The 22439-nt window shown below is 50.2% G+C and carries 22 protein-coding genes; 14 read left to right on the forward strand and 8 right to left on the reverse strand.

The genetic code is table 11. From position 1 onward, the window contains the following. The first annotated feature begins 59 nt into the window (after positions 1-59). The 6 genes from argT to FEK47_RS08495 all read left to right on the forward strand — a co-directional run bounded on the left by argT (position 60) and on the right by FEK47_RS08495 (position 5202). The gene (gene argT / locus FEK47_RS08470) at positions 60-842 is read left to right on the forward strand and encodes a lysine/arginine/ornithine ABC transporter substrate-binding protein ArgT (RefSeq protein WP_064526540.1); all 783 of its coding nucleotides are present in this window, start codon (positions 60-62) and stop codon (positions 840-842) included. A gap of 220 nt (positions 843-1062) precedes the next feature. Beyond that, positions 1063-1845: a histidine ABC transporter substrate-binding protein HisJ gene (gene hisJ, locus FEK47_RS08475; protein WP_000737621.1), complete on the forward strand. Its 783-nt coding sequence runs from the start codon at positions 1063-1065 to the stop codon at positions 1843-1845. An 89-nt stretch (positions 1846-1934) separates the two neighbouring features. Next, positions 1935-2621: a histidine ABC transporter permease HisQ gene (hisQ, locus tag FEK47_RS08480; RefSeq protein WP_064526547.1), complete on the forward strand. Its 687-nt coding sequence runs from the start codon at positions 1935-1937 to the stop codon at positions 2619-2621. Next, complete coding sequence (locus FEK47_RS08485) at positions 2618-3334, forward strand: ABC transporter permease (RefSeq protein WP_000569948.1); 717 nt, start codon at positions 2618-2620, stop codon at positions 3332-3334. Before hisQ ends, FEK47_RS08485 begins: the two co-directional genes overlap by 4 nt. A gap of 7 nt (positions 3335-3341) precedes the next feature. Further along, a complete protein-coding gene (gene hisP, locus FEK47_RS08490) occupies positions 3342-4115 on the forward strand; it encodes a histidine ABC transporter ATP-binding protein HisP (protein WP_135487476.1) in 774 nt (257 codons plus the stop codon). Between the two features lie 196 nt (positions 4116-4311). Then, entirely contained in the window at positions 4312-5202 is an 891-nt protein-coding gene (locus FEK47_RS08495) for an Rpn family recombination-promoting nuclease/putative transposase (RefSeq protein ID WP_135487477.1), read from the forward strand. Positions 5203-5249: 47 nt separating this feature from the next. Here FEK47_RS08495 and FEK47_RS08500 read toward each other — a convergent pair whose 3' ends face one another. The 3 genes from FEK47_RS08500 to yfcG are packed head-to-tail and all read right to left on the reverse strand — an operon-like array spanning position 5250 to position 7230. Next, positions 5250-6143: a TIGR01777 family oxidoreductase gene (locus FEK47_RS08500; RefSeq protein WP_135487478.1), complete on the reverse strand. Its 894-nt coding sequence runs from the start codon at positions 6141-6143 to the stop codon at positions 5250-5252. Between the two features lie 20 nt (positions 6144-6163). Next, entirely contained in the window at positions 6164-6526 is a 363-nt protein-coding gene (folX, locus tag FEK47_RS08505) for a dihydroneopterin triphosphate 2'-epimerase (protein WP_130207240.1), read from the reverse strand. A gap of 56 nt (positions 6527-6582) precedes the next feature. Further along, the gene (gene yfcG, locus FEK47_RS08510; protein WP_135487479.1) at positions 6583-7230 is read right to left on the reverse strand and encodes a GSH-dependent disulfide bond oxidoreductase; all 648 of its coding nucleotides are present in this window, start codon (positions 7228-7230) and stop codon (positions 6583-6585) included. 134 nt (positions 7231-7364) lie between these two features. On the opposite strand from yfcG, the gene yfcF reads away from it, so the two are divergent. From yfcF to yfcD, 3 genes are read left to right on the forward strand one after another with little or no spacing between them, the layout of a single operon-like run. Beyond that, positions 7365-8009: a glutathione transferase gene (gene yfcF, locus FEK47_RS08515; RefSeq protein WP_135487480.1), complete on the forward strand. Its 645-nt coding sequence runs from the start codon at positions 7365-7367 to the stop codon at positions 8007-8009. Between the two features lie 55 nt (positions 8010-8064). After that, positions 8065-8616: a phosphodiesterase gene (gene yfcE / locus FEK47_RS08520; RefSeq protein WP_064526570.1), complete on the forward strand. Its 552-nt coding sequence runs from the start codon at positions 8065-8067 to the stop codon at positions 8614-8616. A 58-nt stretch (positions 8617-8674) separates the two neighbouring features. Further along, complete coding sequence (yfcD, locus tag FEK47_RS08525) at positions 8675-9217, forward strand: NUDIX hydrolase YfcD (protein ID WP_130207234.1); 543 nt, start codon at positions 8675-8677, stop codon at positions 9215-9217. A 204-nt stretch (positions 9218-9421) separates the two neighbouring features. Here yfcD and yfcC read toward each other — a convergent pair whose 3' ends face one another. The 3 genes from yfcC to ackA form a co-directional block, all read right to left on the reverse strand. Further along, the gene (gene yfcC / locus FEK47_RS08530; RefSeq protein WP_130207232.1) at positions 9422-10942 is read right to left on the reverse strand and encodes a putative basic amino acid antiporter YfcC; all 1521 of its coding nucleotides are present in this window, start codon (positions 10940-10942) and stop codon (positions 9422-9424) included. Positions 10943-11132: 190 nt separating this feature from the next. After that, positions 11133-13277, reverse strand: a complete 2145-nt coding sequence (gene pta, locus FEK47_RS08535) for a phosphate acetyltransferase (RefSeq protein WP_130207230.1) — start codon at positions 13275-13277, stop codon at positions 11133-11135. Between the two features lie 73 nt (positions 13278-13350). After that, positions 13351-14553, reverse strand: coding sequence for an acetate kinase (ackA, locus tag FEK47_RS08540; protein WP_130207228.1), 1203 nt, complete (start codon positions 14551-14553; stop codon positions 13351-13353). A 338-nt stretch (positions 14554-14891) separates the two neighbouring features. Here ackA and yfbV point away from each other — a divergent pair, with 338 nt between their 5' ends. From yfbV to FEK47_RS08560, 4 genes are all read left to right on the forward strand, one after another. After that, positions 14892-15347 (forward strand): terminus macrodomain insulation protein YfbV, encoded by a 456-nt coding sequence (yfbV, locus tag FEK47_RS08545; protein WP_000106627.1) that lies wholly within the window; start codon positions 14892-14894, stop codon positions 15345-15347. A gap of 83 nt (positions 15348-15430) precedes the next feature. Beyond that, positions 15431-15925, forward strand: coding sequence for a YfbU family protein (locus FEK47_RS08550; RefSeq protein WP_064526599.1), 495 nt, complete (start codon positions 15431-15433; stop codon positions 15923-15925). 10 nt (positions 15926-15935) lie between these two features. Then, positions 15936-16586, forward strand: a complete 651-nt coding sequence (hxpA, locus tag FEK47_RS08555) for a hexitol phosphatase HxpA (RefSeq protein ID WP_135487481.1) — start codon at positions 15936-15938, stop codon at positions 16584-16586. Between the two features lie 86 nt (positions 16587-16672). Continuing rightward, the gene (locus FEK47_RS08560) at positions 16673-18505 is read left to right on the forward strand and encodes an SLC13 family permease (RefSeq protein ID WP_130216966.1); all 1833 of its coding nucleotides are present in this window, start codon (positions 16673-16675) and stop codon (positions 18503-18505) included. A gap of 58 nt (positions 18506-18563) precedes the next feature. Here the strand turns inward: FEK47_RS08560 and yfbR are convergent, their stop codons facing one another. Both yfbR and alaA read right to left on the reverse strand, forming a co-directional pair. Continuing rightward, complete coding sequence (gene yfbR, locus FEK47_RS08565) at positions 18564-19163, reverse strand: 5'-deoxynucleotidase (RefSeq protein WP_130221942.1); 600 nt, start codon at positions 19161-19163, stop codon at positions 18564-18566. Between the two features lie 83 nt (positions 19164-19246). Beyond that, on the reverse strand, positions 19247-20464 hold the full coding sequence (alaA, locus tag FEK47_RS08570; RefSeq protein WP_064526608.1) for an alanine transaminase AlaA: 1218 nt from the start codon (positions 20462-20464) through the stop codon (positions 19247-19249). A gap of 924 nt (positions 20465-21388) precedes the next feature. Between alaA and lrhA the strand changes: the two genes are divergently transcribed. After that, on the forward strand, positions 21389-22327 hold the full coding sequence (gene lrhA, locus FEK47_RS08575; RefSeq protein ID WP_135487482.1) for a transcriptional regulator LrhA: 939 nt from the start codon (positions 21389-21391) through the stop codon (positions 22325-22327). The last annotated feature ends 112 nt before the right edge of the window (positions 22328-22439 follow it).

The following is a 22439-nucleotide window of genomic DNA, read 5'->3' on the forward strand; positions in this document are numbered from 1 at the left end:
CCTGCAAACACACAACACAATACACAATATAAAAAAGCCATTTCACTTGAGGGTTATGTATGAAGAAGTCGATTCTCGCTCTGTCTTTGTTAGTCGGTATCTCCGCAGCAGCTTCCAGCTACGCGGCGCTGCCGGAGACGGTACGTATCGGAACGGATACCACCTATGCACCGTTCTCATCGAAAGATGCCAAAGGTGACTTTGTTGGCTTTGATATCGATCTCGGTAACGAGATGTGCAAACGGATGCAGGTGAAATGTACCTGGGTTGCCAGTGACTTTGATGCGCTGATCCCCTCACTGAAAGCGAAAAAAATCGACGCTATTATTTCGTCGCTCTCCATTACCGATAAACGTCAGCAGGAGATTGCTTTCTCCGACAAACTGTACGCCGCGGATTCCCGTCTGATTGCCGCTAAAGGTTCGCCGATTCAGCCAACGCTGGATTCACTGAAAGGTAAACATGTCGGAGTGCTGCAAGGCTCCACTCAGGAAGCCTACGCTAACGATACCTGGCGCAGTAAAGGTATTGATGTTGTGGCCTATGCCAACCAGGATTTAGTCTATTCCGATCTTGCTGCGGGGCGTCTGGATGCTGCGTTACAAGATGAAGTCGCCGCCAGTGAAGGATTCCTTAAGCAACCTGCCGGTAAAGAGTTCGCCTTTGCAGGCCCATCAGTGAAAGACAAAAAATACTTCGGTGACGGTACCGGTGTCGGGCTGCGTAAAGATGATGCCGAACTGACAGCCGCCTTTGACAAAGCGCTTGGCGAGCTGCGCCAGGACGGTACTTACGACAAGATGGCGAAAAAGTACTTCGATTTTAATGTCTACGGTGACTGATATGTCGCAGGGAAGCTGCACCTGATAGCGTCATTATCATGGTGCATTATAGGTTTGTTGCACTATCGTGGTGCATTGAAATGCATACTTAAGCAATTTTAATGAAAAATAATACGATTAACTGGCCAGGATATTTTGCCTTGTTGGTCAATTTTATGGCACGATAAGTGTAACAAACCTGTAAATATTCCCTATTAAAAGACTGTCAGTTGAGGACATTATGAAAAAACTGGTGCTATCGCTCTCTCTGGTTCTGGCCTTCTCCAGCGCGACTGCTGCTTTTGCTGCTATTCCGCAAAATATTCGCATCGGTACTGATCCAACTTATGCACCGTTTGAATCAAAAAATTCACAAGGTGAATTGGTTGGCTTTGATATCGACCTGGCGAAGGAACTGTGCAAACGCATCAATACGCAATGTACATTTGTCGAAAACCCGCTGGATGCGTTAATTCCGTCATTAAAAGCGAAGAAGATTGACGCCATCATGTCATCGCTTTCCATCACCGAAAAACGTCAGCAGGAAATAGCCTTCACCGACAAATTGTACGCCGCCGATTCTCGCCTGGTTGTGGCGAAAAATTCCGACATTCAGCCGACAGTAGAATCGCTGAAAGGCAAGCGGGTGGGCGTATTGCAGGGCACGACCCAGGAGACATTTGGTAACGAGCACTGGGCGCCAAAAGGCATTGAAATCGTCTCTTATCAGGGGCAGGACAACATTTATTCTGACCTGACTGCCGGGCGTATTGATGCCGCGTTCCAGGACGAAGTTGCCGCCAGCGAAGGTTTCCTCAAACAGCCCGTCGGTAAAGATTACAAATTCGGTGGCCCGTCTGTTAAAGATGAAAAACTGTTTGGCGTAGGCACCGGCATGGGCCTGCGTAAAGAAGATAACGAACTGCGCGAGGCACTGAACAAAGCCTTTGCCGAAATGCGCGCTGACGGTACTTACGAGAAATTAGCGAAAAAGTACTTCGATTTTGATGTTTATGGTGGTTAATCGCCATCGGTGAAAGAAAGCCCGCTCCCTTCGGGTAACCGGAGGGAGACAAGAGGCGGTAATTCACCACACACGACAGGACAGGCAGCATGTTGTATGGGTTTTCAGGTGTTATTTTACAGGGTGCGCTCGTCACGCTGGAGCTGGCCATCAGCTCTGTAGTGCTCGCTGTAATCATCGGTTTAATTGGCGCTGGCGGTAAGCTTTCGCAAAATCGACTCTCGGGGCTGATTTTCGAAGGATATACCACGCTGATTCGCGGTGTGCCGGATTTAGTGTTGATGCTGCTGATATTTTACGGTTTGCAGATTGCGTTAAATACGGTGACGGAGGCGATGGGCGTCGGACAGATTGATATTGACCCGATGGTTGCCGGTATTATCACCCTGGGTTTTATTTACGGTGCTTACTTCACCGAAACGTTCCGTGGCGCGTTTATGGCGGTGCCGAAAGGGCAAATAGAGGCGGCGACGGCGTTCGGTTTTACTCGTGGGCAAGTGTTTCGGCGGATTATGTTTCCGGCGATGATGCGTTACGCTCTGCCGGGCATTGGCAACAACTGGCAGGTGATCCTCAAATCTACCGCCCTGGTTTCGTTACTCGGCCTGGAAGATGTGGTGAAAGCCACCCAACTGGCAGGCAAAAGTACATGGGAACCGTTCTATTTCGCCATCGTCTGTGGCGTGATTTATCTGGTTTTCACCACCGTTTCCAATGGTGTGCTGCTGTTCCTTGAGCGCCGCTACTCCGTGGGTGTGAAGAGGGCTGACCTGTGATCGAAATCTTACATGAATACTGGAAACCGCTGTTGTGGACCGACGGTTATCGCTTTACCGGCGTGGCGATTACCCTTTGGTTGCTGATTTTGTCAGTAGTGATAGGCGGAATTCTGGCGCTGTTTCTGGCGATTGGTCGTGTCTCAAGTAATAAATACATCCAGTTTCCAATCTGGTTATTTACCTATATTTTTCGCGGTACGCCGCTGTATGTGCAGTTGCTGGTGTTCTATTCCGGCATGTACACGCTGGAGATTGTTAAGGGTACCGAGTTTCTTAACGCTTTCTTCCGCAGTGGCCTGAACTGTACCGTGCTGGCGCTGACGCTTAACACTTGTGCTTACACCACCGAGATTTTTGCCGGAGCGATTCGCTCGGTGCCGCACGGGGAAATTGAAGCTGCCAGAGCCTATGGTTTCTCGACCTTTAAAATGTATCGCTGCATTATTTTACCGTCGGCGCTGCGCATTGCTTTACCGGCCTACAGCAACGAAGTGATCCTGATGTTGCACTCGACTGCGCTGGCGTTTACTGCCACGGTGCCGGATCTGCTGAAAATTGCCCGTGATATCAACGCCGCGACGTATCAACCTTTTACCGCCTTTGGCATTGCTGCGGTACTCTATTTAATCATCTCTTATGTCCTGATCAGCCTCTTTCGCAGAGCGGAAAAACGCTGGTTGCAGCATGTGAAACCTTCTTCAACGCACTGAGAATACGATGTCCGAGAATAAATTAAACGTTATCGATTTGCACAAACGCTACGGCGAACATGAAGTGCTGAAAGGGGTGTCACTGCAAGCGAACGCCGGGGATGTGATCAGCATCATCGGATCGTCGGGATCGGGGAAAAGTACCTTTCTGCGTTGCATTAACTTCCTCGAAAAACCGAGTGAAGGCTCGATCGTGGTTAACGGCCAGACTATCTATCTGGTGCGGGATAAAGACGGCCAACTCAAAGTCGCCGATAAAAATCAGCTGCGCTTGCTGCGCACACGCCTGACGATGGTATTCCAGCACTTCAATCTCTGGAGCCACATGACGGTGTTGGAAAACGTCATGGAAGCGCCCATTCAGGTGCTGGGCCTGAGCAAGCATGAAGCGCGCGAGCGGGCGGTGAAATATCTGGCGAAAGTCGGCATAGACGAACGTGCGCAGGGGAAATATCCGGTGCACCTTTCTGGCGGTCAGCAACAGCGTGTTTCCATCGCAAGGGCGCTGGCAATGGAACCAGAAGTTCTGCTGTTTGATGAACCTACATCGGCCCTTGACCCAGAGCTGGTGGGCGAAGTGCTGCGCATTATGCAGCAGCTGGCGGAAGAGGGGAAAACGATGGTGGTGGTAACCCACGAAATGGAATTTGCTCGCCATGTCTCCACACATGTTATTTTCCTCCATCAGGGGAAAATCGAAGAAGAGGGTGCGCCAGAACAATTATTTGGCAACCCGCAAAGTCCTCGTTTGCAACAGTTCCTTAAGGGATCGCTGAAATAATTTCCTCTCCGGTGGCTAATGCTGCCGGAGTATTTTCAAGGCTAATTTGCGAGTTGGCTTCCATTGACATGTATATATTGCAGTCCACTTAAAATAGTTCTGAATTCGCTGTCCAGATATAAAAACTGCCTGCTGCATTGCTTATAAAGGGTGGTTATTGTCTCGTCATCTTAAATTTGAGGGGTGACGGAACGCCATGACCATATCGACAACTTCCACACCGCATGATGCGGTATTTAAATCCTTTTTACGTCACCCGGACACCGCACGGGATTTTATTGATATTCACCTTCCTGCGCCGCTACGTAAACTTTGTGATTTATCGACGTTAAAACTGGAACCAAACAGTTTTATTGATGAAAACCTGCGGCAATATTACTCCGACATTTTGTGGTCAGTGAAAACTGATGAGGGGATGGGATATATTTATGTCGTCATTGAACACCAAAGTAAGGCGGAAGAATTAATGGCTTTTCGCATGATGCGCTATTCTATCGCGGCAATGCAAAACCATCTTGATGCAGGCTATAAAGAACTGCCTTTGGTGATCCCGATGCTGTTTTATCATGGTTGCAGAAGTCCTTATCCTTATTCTCTATGTTGGCTTGATGAATTTGCGGAACCTGCTATTGCCCGCCAAATTTATTCATCGGCTTTTCCGCTGGTGGATATTACCGTAGTGCCGGATGACGAGATTATGCAACACCGCAAAATGGCGTTGCTGGAGTTAATGCAGAAACATATTCGCCAGCGCGATCTGTTGGGATTAGTCGATCAAATAGTTTCTCTGCTTATTACAGGCAACACTAATGACAGGCAGCTAAAAGCCCTGTTTAATTACGTATTACAAACGGGGGATGCCCAGCGCTTCCGCTCATTTATTGGTGAGATAGCGGAACGTGCACCACAAGAAAAGGAGAAACTGATGACCATTGCTGACAGATTACGTGAAGAAGGCGCAATGCAGGGCAAACACGAAGAAGCCCTGCGAATTGCTCAGGAGATGCTGGAAAAAGGATTTGACCGCGAAGTCATCCTGATGTTGACCCGACTTTCGCCAGACGACCTTTTGGCGAAAAGCCACTAATTCTGAATTACCAGGGACTAACTGGCGGATGTTCGCGGTAAACCACATCAGCGAACGACATCTGCCAGCGCCTCGTCTAAATCGTACCAGCGAAACGCAAACCCCGCTTCTTCCAGCCTTTTAGGTAACGCGCGTTGTCCACCTAACACCAGAACTGAAGATTCGCCCATTAACAGCCGAATGGCGGTCGCGGGGACGCGCATAATTGCCGGGCGATGCAGTACATGGCCGAGCGCATGGGAAAATTGTTCATTACGTACCGGGTAGGGGGCAACCATATTAAACGGTCCGCGTAGATCGTTATCCAGCAGCCAGAGAATCCCGTTGACCATATCATCGATATGAATCCAGGCCAGATACTGCCGACCAGAGCCAATCGGGCCACCTAAACCGAGGCGAAACGGCGGCAGCATTTTGCCGAGAATACCGCCATCTGGTGCCAGTACCACACCGGTACGCAGCAGGCACACTCGCGTTTTGTCGCTTTGCGCCCGACAGGCAATTTCTTCCCAACGAGCGCAGAGTTTATGGGTAAATTCGTTATGCGGAGGCTCTTCTTCGGTAACGACAACTTCACCTAAATCACCGTAATATCCCGTCGCCGAACCAGAAATAAGGACCGACGGCGGTGTGTCGCTGGCGTTAATTAAATCCACCAGTTTTTGCGTAATATTCCAGCGACTTTGGCACAGTCGGTCTTTTTGCTCGCGAGTCCAGCGTTTGTCGGCAATCGGTTCGCCAGCCAGGTTGATTACCGCGTCAACGCCGTTGAGGTTGCTTTGATTGGCAAGCCCTTGCCATAGTGTCACCTGAGGGCCGAGGATTGAACTGGCTTTCTGCGGGTTACGCGTCACCACTGTGACCTGATTGCCCAACTCCAGCAAACGCGGGATTAAATGGCGACCAATTAATCCAGTCCCTCCGGTGATCACTATATTCATGCAGCCTCCCGATATGGCGGTTAACGCTGCCAGCTCAAGGTCATTGATACCGAATCGGCGTAGCGCAGCGCGTGCAGTTTATCGATCTCCACTTCAGCATAGGTTACCCAGTGATGTTCACGTGCGATATCGAGCACATCCTGAGTTAATTTTTCCAGCAAAGAGAAACGGTTATTCTCCACGTGTTGAATGATGTTTTTGGTGACGGTGCGATAGTTCAGCGCGTCATTAATATCTTCACTGGTACGCGCTTTATCGGCGGGGTAGTGGATCGTGACATTGATAACGATATCCTGACGGTTGTTAATCTCTTCGTCCTTAATTCCGATAAATGTACGTAAACGAAGGTTCTTTATACGAATAATAGCGGCAGGTTGTGACATTGCAGGTTCCCTGTTGTTTTACTTAGACAGGAATAATACACGAGAACCTTTCTCAGTTAACTATCTGAGATCTCATCATTCAATTGAGCCTTTAATAGTGATTGCCCGGTGGCAGGGCGCGAACGGATCCGCTCATGCCAGTTCTTCGCTGCCGGGTACATAGCAAGGTCAATCCGCTGACGAGCATATGCATTTACCCACGGCCAACAGGCAATATCCGCAATGCTGTAATCTTCGCCGCCAAGCCAGGGGGCGTTTTCCAGGCGCTTATTGAGTACGTGATACAGACGCTGGGTTTCAACCTGATAACGTTCAATAGCGTAAGGAATAGTCTGTGGCGCAGCATGATTAAAATGATGATTCTGTCCGAGCATTGGCCCCAGGCCGCCAACCTGCCAGAATAACCATTGTAAGGTGGTGGCGCGCTCACGCGGGTCGTGACTTAAAAATAGTCCCGTTTTTTCTGCCAGATACAACAAAATTGCACCTGACTCAAAGAGGTTTAACGGTCCGCCGCCATCAGTCGGTGAATGATCAACAATTGCCGGAATCTTATTGTTCGGCGATATGCGCAAAAACTCCGGGCGAAACTGACTGCCTTTCCCCAGGTCAACCTTGATTAAACGATATTCCAGACCAGCCTCTTCGAGAAACAGCGTAATTTTGTGGCCATTTGGGGTAGGGGCGTAATAGAGATCGATCATTGCAGCTCCGGTTGTCTAATAATCTGAACATCTCAAGTATAGAAACCCCGGAGACTCGCGTGAGTTTTCATCAAGTAACAGTGGCAAAAAGGCTCTATAGTTTGAGAGCAAGCCCCTTTATCGCCGAGGATATAATGAGTAAACCCGCTATCACGCTTTGGTCAGATGCCCATTTTTTCTCCCCCTACGTGTTATCTGCCTGGGTGGCGTTGCAGGAGAAAGGACTACCTTTTCATATAAAGACTATCGACCTTGACAGCGGTGAACATTTACAGCCGGCGTGGCAAGGTTACGGGCAGACACGCCGTGTGCCTTTGTTACAGATTGATGATTTTGAGTTGAGTGAATCCTCTGCCATAGCGGAATATCTGGAAGACCGTTTTGCGCCGCCGACCTGGGAACGCATTTATCCATTAGATCTGCAAAACCGGGCGCGTGCACGGCAGATTCAGGCATGGCTGCGAAGCGACCTGATGCCTCTGCGTGAAGAGCGTTCGACGGATGTCGTTTTTGCTGGCGCAAAAAAAGCACCGCTAACGGCGGAGGGAAAAGCCAGCGCGCAGAAACTGTTCGCAATGGCAGAACATTTACTGACGCATAACCAGCCTAATTTGTTTGGCGAGTGGTGCATTGCCGACACTGATTTAGCGCTAATGATTAATCGTCTGGTGCTGCACGGCGATGAGGTGCCGGAGCGTCTGGTGGATTATGCGGCATTCCAGTGGCAGCGGGCTTCAGTTCAGCGTTTTATTGCACTTTCAGCAAAGCAATCTGGCTGATAGCAGCGACAGAATCCAGTATCATAGCTTACGTTTTTTCGACGAGGAGTGAGTGATGAAACTGATGTTTGCATCGGACATTCATGGGTCGTTACCGGCGACGGAACGTGTACTGGAGTTGTTTGCCCAAAGCGGCGCGCAGTGGCTGGTGATTCTTGGCGACGTGCTGAATCACGGCCCACGCAATGCTTTACCGGAGGGCTATGCGCCGGCTAAGGTGGCGGAACGGTTGAATGAAGTGGCGCATAAAGTCATCGCTGTACGTGGCAACTGCGACAGTGAAGTGGACCAAATGCTGCTGCATTTCCCAATGACCGCGCCATGGCAACAGGTGTTGCTGGAAAAACAGCGCCTGTTTCTGACACATGGGCATCTGTTTGGCCCGGATAATCTGCCGGCGTTAAACCAGAACGACGTGCTGGTGTATGGTCATACCCATCTGCCGGTGGCGGAGCAGCGGGGGGAGATTTTCCACTTCAACCCCGGTTCGGTTAGCATTCCGAAAGGCGGCAATCTGGCGAGCTACGGCATGCTCGAAGATGACGTACTAAGCGTAATCGCACTCAATGATCAAAGTATCATTGCGCAGGTCGCGATTAATCCGTAATTTACCCAACAACTCAAAATGCGCCGTAAGAGCGCCAGAAAAAGAAGGTTTCCTGATAATGGAACAGCGTCGTTTGGCAAGTACTGAATGGGTGGATATTGTCAATGAAGATAACGAAGTCATTGCACAAGCCAGCCGGGAACAAATGCGGGCACAGTGTCTGCGTCATCGTGCAACTTACATCGTTGTGCATGATGGTATGGGCAAAATTCTGGTCCAGCGTCGTACCGAGACAAAAGACTTTTTACCCGGCATGTTAGATGCTACTGCTGGTGGTGTGGTCCAGGCTGATGAACAACTGCTGGAATCCGCACGTCGCGAAGCGGAAGAAGAGTTGGGCATTGCCGGTGTCCCCTTTGCCGAGCACGGGCAGTTCTATTTTGAAGACAAAAATTGCCGTGTCTGGGGCGCGTTGTTCAGCTGTGTTTCTCACGGTCCCTTCGCCCTTCAGGAAGATGAAGTCAGCGAGGTCTGCTGGCTGACGCCAGAAGAAATCACCGCTCGTTGCGATGAGTTCACTCCAGACTCGCTAAAAGCTTTGGCGTTGTGGATGAAGCGCAATGCCAACAATGAAGCCGTAGAGACTGAAACGGCAGAATGAAAAAAGAGCCGCAGTTGCGGCTCTCAGGTTGTAGACAAAGTGCGCTTTGTTTATGCCGGATGTGGCGTAAATGCCTTATCCGGCCTACAAAATATTGCAAATTCAATATATTGCATGGGCCATGTAGGCATGATAAGCGTAGCGCATCAGGCAATTTTTCCGTTGTCATCAATCTAAGAGCCGCAATCGCGGCTCTTAACGTTTTTAATGGTAGCCCATCAACTGGGCGCCTATCACCACCACGCTGGACATAATAAACAGCAGTCCAAGCAGTGTTGCACCCACTTTTATCCAGTTACGGAAGTCCACCCGGCAAACACCGAGCGTTGCCATTAACGAAGCCGAGGTCGGGTAAATGATATGACTGAAGCCATCGCCAAACTGGAAGGCCAGCACGGTAACCTGACGGTTAACGCCGACCAGATCGCCAAGCGGTGCCAGTAACGGCATGGTTAACGCGGCCTGGCCAGAACCGGATGTCACGAAGAAATTAAATACCGCCTGGAAGAGCAGCATAAACCACGCCGCGACCGCGTTATCAAGGCCGCTAATGGCATTGGCAATGCTGTTGAGGATGGTATTCAGTACGCTGGCATCACCGGCTTCGCCGTTACCTACCAGCAGCAAAATCCCTTTGGCGAAACCAACCAGCAGGGCGGGGGCTATCATCATTCGCGCGCCTTCGGTAAATGATGAAGCCATGGTGTTTACCGTCATACCATTCAGACGGAAGACAACGCCGATGATGCCAATTACCAGACCCATAGCGAAGAACTGGCTGGCAATTTCAGGAATAAACCAGGCATTGACGATAACGCCCCAAATCACCCAGATCATGACGGCGGTTAAAACAATTAATACCAGCCAGTCACCAAAGGTAAATGGGCGCTGTTCGACATCCGCCTGTTTTTCGCGGAAGAAACGATCGGACTCATGAACGCGTGACAACAGAGGATTCTTTTTCACCCGTGAGGCGTACACCATGGTGAAGACCAGGCCAATCAGAGTAGAGATTACCCATACCACGATGCGCAAACCGGAGCCAGAAAGCACCGGAACACCAGCGATCCCCTGGGCGACGACCACGCAGAACGGGTTCATCCACGAGCTGGCAAAACCGATTTGCGTAGCGATATAGGTTACCAGGACGGTGGTGATACTGTCATAACCCAGCCGTACCATGAGTGGCGCGATGATGATGGCAAAGGCGACTGCCTCTTCCCCCATGCCAAATACCGCACCGCCGAGTGAAAAGAGAATAAATAACGCCGGAATGAAAAGAATTTCATTCCCTCGTGTGTGGCGGATAAGCGCCAGGATGCCGTTATCAATAGTTCCTGTGCGCATCACGATGCCAAACGCGCCGCCAATCACCAGCATAAACATGATGATGCCAACGGCGGTCCCATATTTCGAGCCAGAAGTTAGCCCTTCAAACGGGAAGTTCATCAGGCCGGGACGTTCATCGCCCGTCGAGAACAGTTGCACGCGGTGATACTCTGGTTCGCCCGCCTCGTTGGTCAGAATGCGAAATGAGTGAGGGTCTACAACCTTGCGTGTTTTTGTCTGACCATCAACCTGATATTGCACTTCCTGACTGTCAAACATTCCCACCGGAACAACCCAGGTGGCGAGGCTGGTTAAAATAGCAACAAAAAAGATAATCACCAGAGTATCGGGCATTGCCCATCTTCTGGTTGGTTTGGATTCAGTGATTGCTGACATAGCGCAAATTTTCCCTTGCACAAGACAAAGTGGTAAGTATGCAAAGTGAGATGGCGCAATTCATTGATGCAGCGCAGTTAAGCAAGATAATCAGAAAGGAGTAATGCAAATTAAGAGAATAAAAAACCGGAAATAGTGGCTATTTCCGGTTCTGATATCCGCAGCAGTAAGGCTGCGGATTATGACGAGATTACTGCTGCTGTGCAGACTGAATCGCAGTCAGCGCGATGGTGTAGACGATATCGTCAACCAGTGCGCCACGGGACAGGTCGTTAACCGGCTTGCGCATACCCTGCAGCATCGGCCCGATGGAGATCAGGTCGGCAGAACGTTGTACCGCTTTGTAGGTGGTGTTACCGGTGTTCAGATCCGGGAAGATGAACACGGTAGCGCGACCTGCAACCGGAGAGTTCGGCGCTTTAGATTTCGCAACGTCAGCCATTACCGCAGCGTCGTACTGCAGCGGACCGTCGATCATCAGGTCAGGACGTTTTTCCTGTGCCAGACGAGTTGCTTCGCGAACTTTCTCTACGTCGCTACCTGCACCAGAAGTACCGGTGGAGTAGGAAAGCATAGCCACGCGCGGTTCGATACCGAAGGCAGCAGCGGAATCTGCGGACTGGATGGCGATTTCAGCCAGCTGTTCTGCGGTCGGATCCGGGTTGATCGCACAGTCACCGTAAACGTAAACCTGTTCCGGCAGCAGCATGAAGAACACGGAAGATACCAGAGAGCTACCCGGTGCAGTTTTGATCAGCTGCAGCGGCGGACGGATGGTGTTTGCGGTGGTGTGAACAGCACCGGAAACCAGACCATCAACTTCATCCTGTTCCAGCATCAGGGTACCGAGAACCACGTTGTCTTCCAGCTGTTCGCGGGCAACAGTTTCGGTCATGCCTTTGTTCTTACGCAGTTCGACCAGACGAGCAACATATTTTTCGCGAACCACTTCTGGATCAACGATTTCAATGCCTGCGCCCAGTTCTACGCCTTGAGACGCTGCAACTCGGTTGATCTCTGCCGGGTTACCCAACAGTACGCAAGTTGCGATACCACGTTCAGCACAGATGGCAGCTGCTTTAACGGTACGCGGTTCGTCGCCTTCCGGCAGAACGATACGTTTGCCCGCTTTGCGCGCCAGTTCGGTCAGCTGATAACGGAACGCAGGCGGAGACAGACGACGGCTGCGCTCGGAAGTGGCAGTCAGAGAGTCAATCCAGTCAGCGTTGATGTAGTTAGCAACGTATTCCTGAACTTTCTCGATACGCTCGTGATCGTCAACCGGAACTTCCAGGTTGAAGCTCTGCAGGCTCAGAGAAGTCTGCCAGGTGTTGGTGTTCACCATGAATACCGGCAGGCCGGTGGCGAAAGCACGTTCGCACAGTTTAGAAATGCGCGCGTCCATTTCGTAGCCGCCAGTCAGCAGCAGGGCACCGATTTCTACGCCATTCATGGCAGCAAGGCAAGCTGCAACCAGTACGTCAGGACGGTCTGCGGAAGTTACCAGCAGAGAACCTGCACGGAAGTGCTCCAGCATGTGTGGAATGCTGCGTGCGCAGAAAGTTACAGATTTCACGCGGCGAGTGTTGATGTCGCCTTCGTTGATGATGGTGGCGTTCAGGTGGCGTGCCATATCGATAGCACGAGTCGCGATCAGATCAAAGCTCCACGGCACAGCGCCGAGAACCGGCAGCGGGCTGGATTCTTGCAGCTTCGCCGGATCAACATTGTTGATTTTAGCTTTGGAAGAGTCGTCGAAAATCTCGGACAGATCCGGGCGAGTACGACCCTGTTCATCAACCGGTGCGTTCAGTTTGTTAACGATAACGCCAGTGATGTTGGTGTTTTTGGCACCACCGAAGCTGTTGCGAGTCAGTTCGATACGCTCTTTCAGCTGTTCCGGGGTGTCGGTGCCCTGAGACATAACGAAGACGATTTCCGCGTTCAGCGTTTTGGCGATTTCGTAGTTCAGAGACTGGGCAAACTGGTGTTTACGTGTCGGTACCAGACCTTCAACCAGAACCACTTCAGCGTCTTTGGTGTTAGCGTGGTAGTTCGCGACGATCTCTTCCATCAGCACATCTTTTTTATTGCTGGAAAGCAGACCTTCAACGTAGCTCATTTTCAGCGGTTCGGCGGCTGTCGTGGTGGAAGAGCTCGCACGCACGATAGTCGTTGTCTGATCGGGCGCATCGCCACCGGTACGCGGCTGAGCAATAGGTTTGAAAACGCTCAGACGAACGCCTTTGCGTTCCATTGCACGGATCACGCCGAGGCTGACGCTGGTCAGACCGACGCTGGTTCCGGTAGGGATCAGCATAATAATACGGGACACGGTTTATCCTCTTTCGTTACCGCCGGTTGGCGGGTTACAAAACAGCACCGCCAGCTGGGCTGGCGGTGTGAAATCAGGCAGTCAGGCGGCTCGCGTCTTGCGCGATGACCAGTTCTTCGTTGGTTGGGATAACCACCGCAGGACGGGTACCTTCTTTGTTGATGAAACCAGATTTGCCGAAACGTGCAGCCAGGTTGCGTTCGCGATCAACTTCAAAGCCCAGCACGCCCAGTTTGCCCAGAGACAGTTCACGAACCATCGCAGCGTTTTCACCGATACCACCGGTGAATACAACAGCGTCCAGACGACCATCCATCAGCGCGGTGTATGCACCGATGTATTTCGCCAGGCGGTGGCAGTAAACGTCCATTGCGCGCTTCGCGTCTTCTTTCGTCGCGTAGTTATCTTCAACATAGCGGCAGTCGCTGGTCACTTCGGTCAGACCCAGCAGGCCAGACTCTTTGGTCAGCAGTTTGTTGATGGCATCAACGCTCATGCCGAGGGTGTCGTGCAGGTGGAAAATGATCGCCGGATCGATGTCACCAGAACGAGTACCCATTACCAGGCCTTCCAGCGGAGTCAGACCCATAGAGGTATCAACGCATTTGCCGTTACGGATAGCAGAAACGGAACCACCGTTGCCCAGGTGGCAGGTGATGATGTTCAGTTCTTCTACCGGTTTGTTCAGCATTTTTGCCGCTTCCTGGGTTACATAGAAGTGGCTGGTGCCGTGCGCGCCGTAACGACGGATGCCGTGCTCTTTGTACAGGTTGTACGGCAGGGCGTAGAGGTAAGACTCTTCCGGCATAGTCTGGTGGAACGCCGTGTCAAATACAGCAACGTTTTTATCTTTCAACTGCGGGAAAGATTTCAGTGCTTCTTCGATACCGATCAGGTGAGCCGGGTTGTGCAGCGGTGCAAAAGAAGCTGCATCTTTGATACCCTGAATAACAGACTCGTCGATCACTACGGAGCTGGTATACTTCTCACCGCCGTGTACGATACGGTGACCGATAGCGGTCAGCTGCGCAGACAGTTCTGGTTTTTGTGCCAGAATAGTATTAACGATAAAGTTGAGCGCTTCGCTGTGAGCGGCGCCTGCACCTAAAGCCGCTTCTTGTTTATTGCCGTCCATTTTCCATTTGATACGTGCTTCAGGCAGGTGGAAACATTCGGCTAAACCAGAAAGGTACTCTTCACCATTCGCTGCATCGATGATTGCAAATTTCAGTGAAGAACTACCGCAGTTCAGAACCAGTACTAACTTACTCGACATGGAAGTACCTATAATTGATACGTGGCTAAAAAAACGTCAGGGAGCCATAGAGCGTAGCGCATGATGACACCGACATTTATGATTAACATCATGCACTGCAAATTTTTTTTGCATGATGGAAGAAATATCTTGAGTCTATGCCATTTTGCGTAATTTTCAGCCAATGGCATAATGTTTATGAATTTGACGACTCAATGAATATGTACTACTCGGCCATTTCAGGCTGCTAAAGGATACCTGATTGTGGGTACGGAAGACAAAATGTTTTGAACGTTGTCCCGCTGAGTTGTGAATTTGCACAAATTTTTGAATCTTTATATGTGAAGTTGAGGTGAAGCATGTCAACGCCGGATAATCGTTCTGTTAATTTTTTTAGCTTGTTTCGCCGGGGACAGCATTACTCAAAGACGTGGCCGCTGGAAAAACGCCTTGCCCCGGTCTTTGTTGAGAATCGCGTCATTAAGATGACGCGTTATGCGATCCGCTTTATGCCGCCGATCGCCGTGTTTACTCTCTGCTGGCAGATTGCGCTGGGCGGTCAGCTTGGTCCGGCAGTCGCCACTGCGTTGTTCGCCCTAAGCTTACCCATGCAGGGACTGTGGTGGCTGGGCAAGCGTTCTGTAACGCCACTACCACCTGCAATCCTCAACTGGTTTTATGAAGTTCGCGGTAAATTGCAGGAGTCTGGACAGGTGCTGGCACCTGTTGAAGGCAAGCCTGATTACCAGGCATTAGCTGACACGCTTAAGCGCGCCTTCAAACAACTGGATAAAACTTTCCTTGATGATTTGTAATTGACCCCTGATTACGCATATAAAAGAAGGCAGACATCGGCCTTCTTTTTTTTCACCGTAGTAGAGTGATACAGGAGTCAACAATGGAAATGACCAACGCGCAACGTCTTATTTTGTCTAACCAGTACAAAATGATGACTATGCTCGATCCGGCAAATGCTGAACGTTACCGTCGCCTGCAAACAATCATCGAGCGTGGTTATGGTTTACAAATGCGCGAACTGGATCGCGAGTTTGGCGAGCTGAAAGAAGAAACCTGCCGCACTATCATCGACATTATGGAGATGTATCACGCACTGCATGTTTCCTGGTCTAATTTACAGGACCAGCAATCCATCGATGAACGTCGTGTCACCTTCCTCGGCTTTGACGCCGCCACCGAAGCGCGTTATCTCGGATATGTCCGCTTTATGGTTAACGTTGAAGGGCGTTACACCCATTTTGATGCCGGAACTCACGGCTTTAATGCCCAGACGCCAATGTGGGAGAAATATCTGCGCATGTTGAATGTCTGGCATGCCTGCCCGCGTCAGTATCACCTGAGCGCTAACGAAATTAACCAAATCATCAACGCCTGAGGAGGCCCGCGTGCGGTGTAAAGGTTTTCTGTTTGATCTGGATGGTACGCTGGTGGATTCTCTGCCCGCGGTAGAGCGGGCGTGGAGCAACTGGGCCAGACGTCATGGGCTAGCACCGGAAGATGTGCTGGCGTTTATTCATGGTAAACAGGCGATTACGTCTCTGCGCCATTTCATGATGGGCAAATCGGAGACGGAAATTGCCGCCGAGTTTACCCGTCTGGAACAAATCGAGGCCACGGAAACCGAAGGTATTACCGCACTCCCAGGGGCGATAGCTTTACTCAATCATTTGAATAAAGCGGGGATTCCGTGGGCCATTGTCACTTCTGGTTCCATGCCTGTTGCGCGAGCACGTCACAAAGTCGCCGGACTTCCCGCGCCGGAAGTGTTTGTTACCGCAGAGCGGGTTAAACGTGGAAAACCAGAGCCGGATGCATATCTGTTAGGTGCACAACTGTTGGGCCTTGCGCCGCATGAATGTGTGGTGGTGGAGGATGCTCCCGCTGGCGTGCTTTCAGGCCTGGCCGCGGGGTGTCATGTCATTGCGGTTAACTCACCGGCTGATACCCCGCGTCTGAATGAGGTAGATTTGGTCCTCCATAGTCTGGAACAAATTACTGTGATCAAACAGCCAAATGGTGACGTTATTATTGCGTGAAACGCCAGATCATGATTTAGCCCCGTCCCGACGGGGCTTTTTTGTGGCAGAATCAGGCCATCCCCCTCAATTAACAAGGATACGTTGTGAACGGTGAATTGATCTGGGTTCTTTCATTACTGGCGGTTGCCATCGTCTTGTTTGCGACTGGCAGAGTGCGTATGGATGCGGTCGCTTTGTTTGTCATTGTTGCGTTTGCATTAAGCGGTACGCTGACCGTCCCTGAAGTATTTTCCGGTTTTTCCGATCCTAACGTGGTACTGATCGCCGCCTTGTTTATTATTGGCGATGGTTTAGTCCGCACGGGCGTCGCCACTGTAATGGGGACATGGCTGGTTAAAGTGGCAGGCAACAGTGAAATCAAAATGTTGGTTTTGTTGATGCTGACCGTTGCGGGCCTTGGCGCGTTTATGAGTTCAACGGGCGTCGTCGCTATCTTTATCCCTGTGGTGTTAAGCGTCGCTATGCGCATGCAAACGTCGCCGTCGCGCCTGATGATGCCGTTGAGTTTTGCCGGGCTGATCAGCGGCATGATGACGCTGGTGGCAACGCCACCTAACCTGGTGATTAACAGTGAATTGCTGCGTGAAGGCTATCATGGTTTTAGTTTCTTTAGCGTAACCCCCATCGGCCTGGTCGTACTGGTGCTGGGCATCTTGTACATGTTAGTGATGCGTTTCATGCTGAAAGGGGATACCCAGACCCCGCAGCGCGAAGGCTGGACGCGTCGTACCTTCCGCGATCTTATCCGTGAATACCGACTTACCGGGCGCGCGCGTCGCCTGGCCATTCGTCCCGGTTCGCCGATGATTGGCCAGCGACTGGACGATCTCAAATTACGTGAACGTTATGGCGCTAACGTCATCGGTGTTGAACGCTGGCGGCGTTTTCGTCGCGTTATTGTGAACGTGAACGGGGTTTCTGAATTCCGGGCGCGTGACGTTTTGCTTATTGATATGTCTGCGGCTGATGTCGATCTCCGACAATTTTGCAGTGAACAATTGCTGGAACCGATGGTGCTGCGCGGCGAGTATTTTTCCGATCAAGCCCTTGATGTTGGCATGGCGGAGATTTCATTAATTCCTGAGTCTGAGTTGATTGGTAAATCGGTGCGCGAAATTGGCTTTCGTACGCGCTACGGACTGAATGTGGTGGGCCTGAAACGCAATGGCGTGGCGCTGGAAGGTTCGCTGGCGGATGAGCCTCTGCTGCTGGGCGATATCATTCTGGTCGTCGGTAACTGGAAGCTTATCGGTATGCTGGCAAAACAGGGCCGCGACTTCGTGGCGCTGAACTTACCGGAAGAGGTGAGTGAAGCATCGCCTGCGCACAGTCAGGCACCCCATGCCATTTTCTGTCTGGTGTTGATGGTGGCGTTAATGCTGACTGATGAAATCCCTAATCCCATCGCGGCTATCATTGCCTGCCTGCTGATGGGGAAATTCCGCTGTATCGATGCTGAAAGCGCCTATAAATCTATTCACTGGCCGAGCATTATTCTGATCGTTGGGATGATGCCGTTTGCGGTGGCGCTACAGAAAACAGGCGGTGTCGCGCTGGCGGTGAAAGGGTTAATGGACATCGGCGGCGGTTATGGGCCACATATGATGCTTGGCTGTTTGTTTGTCTTGTCGGCGGTGATTGGTTTGTTTATTTCGAATACGGCAACGGCTGTGTTGATGGCGCCGATTGCGCTGGCCGCGGCTAAAACAATGGGCGTCTCGCCGTATCCATTTGCCATGGTGGTGGCGATGGCAGCATCCGCCGCCTTTATGACGCCAGTTTCCTCACCGGTTAACACGTTGGTCTTAGGGCCGGGAAATTACAGCTTTAGTGATTTTGTGAAGCTGGGAGTACCGTTCACCGTTATTGTGATGGCGGTTTGTGTGGTGATGATCCCGATGCTGTTTCCGTTTTGACAAGAGCCTGATGTCGCATCCGGCGCTTATTGCCTGATGCGACGCAGACTCCGGCTGCTTACAGCGGCGAATCCTGGCTAATCTCATCGAGCGAAAGATGGAAGCTGGGAACAAAGACTTCAATGAAGTAGTCCATCTCCTGGCTGCGGCGCGCTTCAAGCGTCGCTTCCAGCCGCGTTTTTGCCAGCAAAAATTCATTATTTCCGGCTGCGAGCTCTTCCAGACATTTCAGATAGGCACAAAGTGCATCAGCCTGTTTCACCAGCGACTTTTCTTCATCGCTATACGCATTTTCATCGATTAATGGCGCGAAAATATCCCGCAACTCCTCCGGAACCATATCGACCAGCTTTTGTTGGGCGATTTTTTCAATGGCTTTGTATTCCTGAGCGATTTGCGAGTTGAAATATTTCACTGGGGTAGGGAGATCGCCGGTGAGCACTTCAGAGGCATCGTGGTACATCGCCAGCAGAGCGATGCGTTCAGCGTTGACATTTCCGCCAAACTTACGGTTTTTAATGGCTGCCAGCGCATGGGCGACCATCGCCACCTGCAAACTGTGCTCAGACACATTTTCTGTCCGTACATTGCGCATTAACGGCCAGCGGTTAATGAGTTTCAGACGGGAGAGATGGGCAAAAAAATGGCTCTGCTTCATAACGACCCTGCGTGTGATGACTTTATGAGATCATTGTGGGGGGATAACACTGCCGGATGCAATCTCCGGCAGTGAATTTAAGATTACAGCTGATGATAGCCAGAAAGGAAACGAGCGAATTTACTTAATGACAGTTCGATATCATCAACGCGCGGCAGCGTAACTATGCGGAAGTGATCCGGCCACGGCCAGTTAAAAGCCGTCCCCTGAACCAGCAGAACTTTTTCCTGTAACAGGAAGTCCAGCACCATCTTCTGGTCGTCGTGAATATTAAAACGTTTGGCGTCGATTTTTGGGAACATGTACAGCGCGCCGCGTGGCTTCACGCAGGAAACGCCCGGAATGTCGTTAATCAATTCCCATGCGCGATTACGCTGCTCGTAAAGACGCCCGCCTGGTAAGATAAATTCGCTGATACTCTGATAGCCGCCCAATGCGGTCTGAATCGCGTGTTGTGCGGGAACGTTGGCGCAAAGTCGCATTGAGGCCAGCATCTCCAGACCTTCGATGTAGCCTTTGGCGTGTTTTTTCGGCCCGTTCAGCACCATCCAGCCCTGACGGAAGCCTGCCACACGATACGTTTTCGACAGACCGTTAAAGGTAATGGTCAGCAGGTCAGGCGCCATCGCCGCAATCGAGTGATGCTCGGCGTCGTCGTAGAGAATTTTGTCGTAAATTTCATCGGCGAAGATAATGAGATTATGCTGACGCGCAATCTCCACAATTTCCATTAAAAGCTCTTTGGAATAAACCGCGCCGGTAGGGTTGTTCGGGTTGATAATAACGATACCGCGCGTACGAGGCGTAATTTTAGCGCGAATATCATCAAGGTCCGGGAACCAGTCAGAGGACTCGTCACAAAGGTAGTGCACTGCTTTACCGCTGGAGAGCGAAACCGCCGCGGTCCATAGTGGGTAATCAGGTGCAGGAACCAACATTTCATCCCCGCTGTTCAGCAAGGCCTGCATTGCCTGAACGATAAGCTCCGATACACCATTGCCGATGTAAATGTCTTCCACGGTAACATCACGCATGCCTCGCGCCTGATAGTGCTGCATGATGGCCTTACGCGCAGAGTAGAGGCCTTTTGAATCACAATAGCCCTGAGCGGTCGGGAGGTTGCGTATCACGTCAACCAGGATCTCATCAGGAGCGTCAAAACCGAACGGGGCAGGGTTGCCGATGTTCAGTTTCAATACCTTGTTACCTTCTTCTTCCAGGCGTTTTGCTTCTTTCAGCACCGGACCACGGATGTCATAACAGACATTCTCTAACTTGCTGGATTTTTCAATGGGTGACATGAATCTTGACCTTTTTTGCTGTTATCGCCACTCCCTGCCGTGGAAGTCAGCTTAGAACAATGTACTCCCCCGAGGCGGTGTTTTGAAGTTCTGCAGAACAAGATTTTGCGAGAGTAAAAGGAGGGAATGTGCTGTTAATAACTTAATAATCGTTAAATATTGAGATGCATATGCTTAATGATTTGTGTTTTGTAGTGATTTATTCTAAGTATTAATCTAATGCATAGTTTTTTGTCTGGTAGATAAATGTGCGAATTTCCTTTGATTTAAGAAATCACGAACATAACATATTCATGATATTTTCATTATAAGTGAAACATTAAGAGAGTAGTGATCGCCGAAGTGTCGTATAGGTGATGACGTGCGAAACTATTGTTAAGCGGAATTAATGAATGCAGGGTGTGCTAATTAATTATTATTTAATATTCAAAAAGGTTTTGTTGTGCTTATTAATAATAGAAGATTACTTTGCCTAACATAACATAACTTTGCATCAGATAATTCGCAATGGCCCTTATAAATAAATGGGTTTTAGGGTAAAATGCTCGCTTAAATGACGGAAGCCCCACTTTTGATGCAGACAAATCATCGCCGCTTATGCGTGTTCACGCTGGGTTGGCGCCGCTTTGCTAGTAGTGGAACAAGGAACAACATTTACATTTACACAAACACTCGCATGTCATAAATAGAAAAGAGTGAGTAACTTAATAGATATGCGATTCCTGAAGATATATTCTGTGAACTACTTCAGGCATTATAACGGAACAATGTGAGTCGTTCTTATTAGTGCAACTCATATGCATTTTAACTTTCATCCAGACTTCCGGATGAAACTGCCAGGGAGGCACATTACAAATGGAATTGCTTGTTTGTGTGTGCACAGCATTAACCAGCTCAGTATGAGCCGCCAGTAAGTGATAATATATGATAAGTGCAAATCGTCCGATAATTAACCTCGACCTCGATCTGCTGAGAACATTTGTTGCTGTTGCCGATCTGAACACTTTTGCTGCCGCAGCTGCCGCCGTGTGTCGTACTCAGTCCGCTGTTAGTCAGCAAATGCAACGTCTTGAACAACTCGTTGGTAAAGAACTGTTCGCTCGGCATGGTCGTAACAAACTGTTAACTGAACATGGCATTCAGCTTCTTGGCTATGCCAGGAAGATCCTGCGTTTTAATGATGAAGCTTGCTCATCATTGATGTTCAGTAATCTTCAGGGCGTGTTAACAATCGGCGCTTCAGATGAATCTGCTGATACGATCTTACCTTTCCTGCTTAATCGCGTGAGTTCGGTTTATCCGAAACTTGCGCTGGATGTCCGCGTTAAGCGTAATGCCTATATGGCAGATATGCTGAAGTCCCAGGAAGTGGATTTAATGGTTACCACAAATCGCCCTGATACCTTTAAGGCGTTGAACCTGAGAACTTCTCCAACGCACTGGTATTGCGCTGCGGAATACGTATTGCAAAAAGGTGAGCCGATCCCTCTGGTGTTGCTGGATGATCCTAGTCCGTTCCGCGATATGGTTCTGGCAACACTCAATAAAGCAGATATTCCATGGCGTCTGGCTTATGTCGCCTCCACGTTGCCGGCGGTTCGTGCTGCCGTGAAAGCGGGATTGGGTGTAACGGCAAGGCCGGTTGAGATGATGAGTCCGGACCTGCGCGTCTTGAGTGCTGTGGACGGTTTACCACCACTGCCAGATACCGAATATTTGCTCTGCTATGATCCGTCCAGCGGTAATGAACTGGCCCAGGTGATATACCAGGCAATGGAGAGTTATCAGAATCCATGGCAGTTCAGCACGATAGGTACCCATGAAGGGGATGATTCTCTGTTAATTGAAGGCGATTACGAATAATTGTCTGGTACCAGATAACCACATTTGTAAAAACAAGCCGCTGATGTTTTTTTGAACGTCAGTGGCTTTTTTTTACAATAAATGATAACGACTTTTCTGGATATTGAATAAA

The sequence above is a fragment of the Escherichia sp. E3659 genome (genome assembly GCF_005781135.1).
GTDB lineage: Bacteria > Pseudomonadota > Gammaproteobacteria > Enterobacterales > Enterobacteriaceae > Escherichia.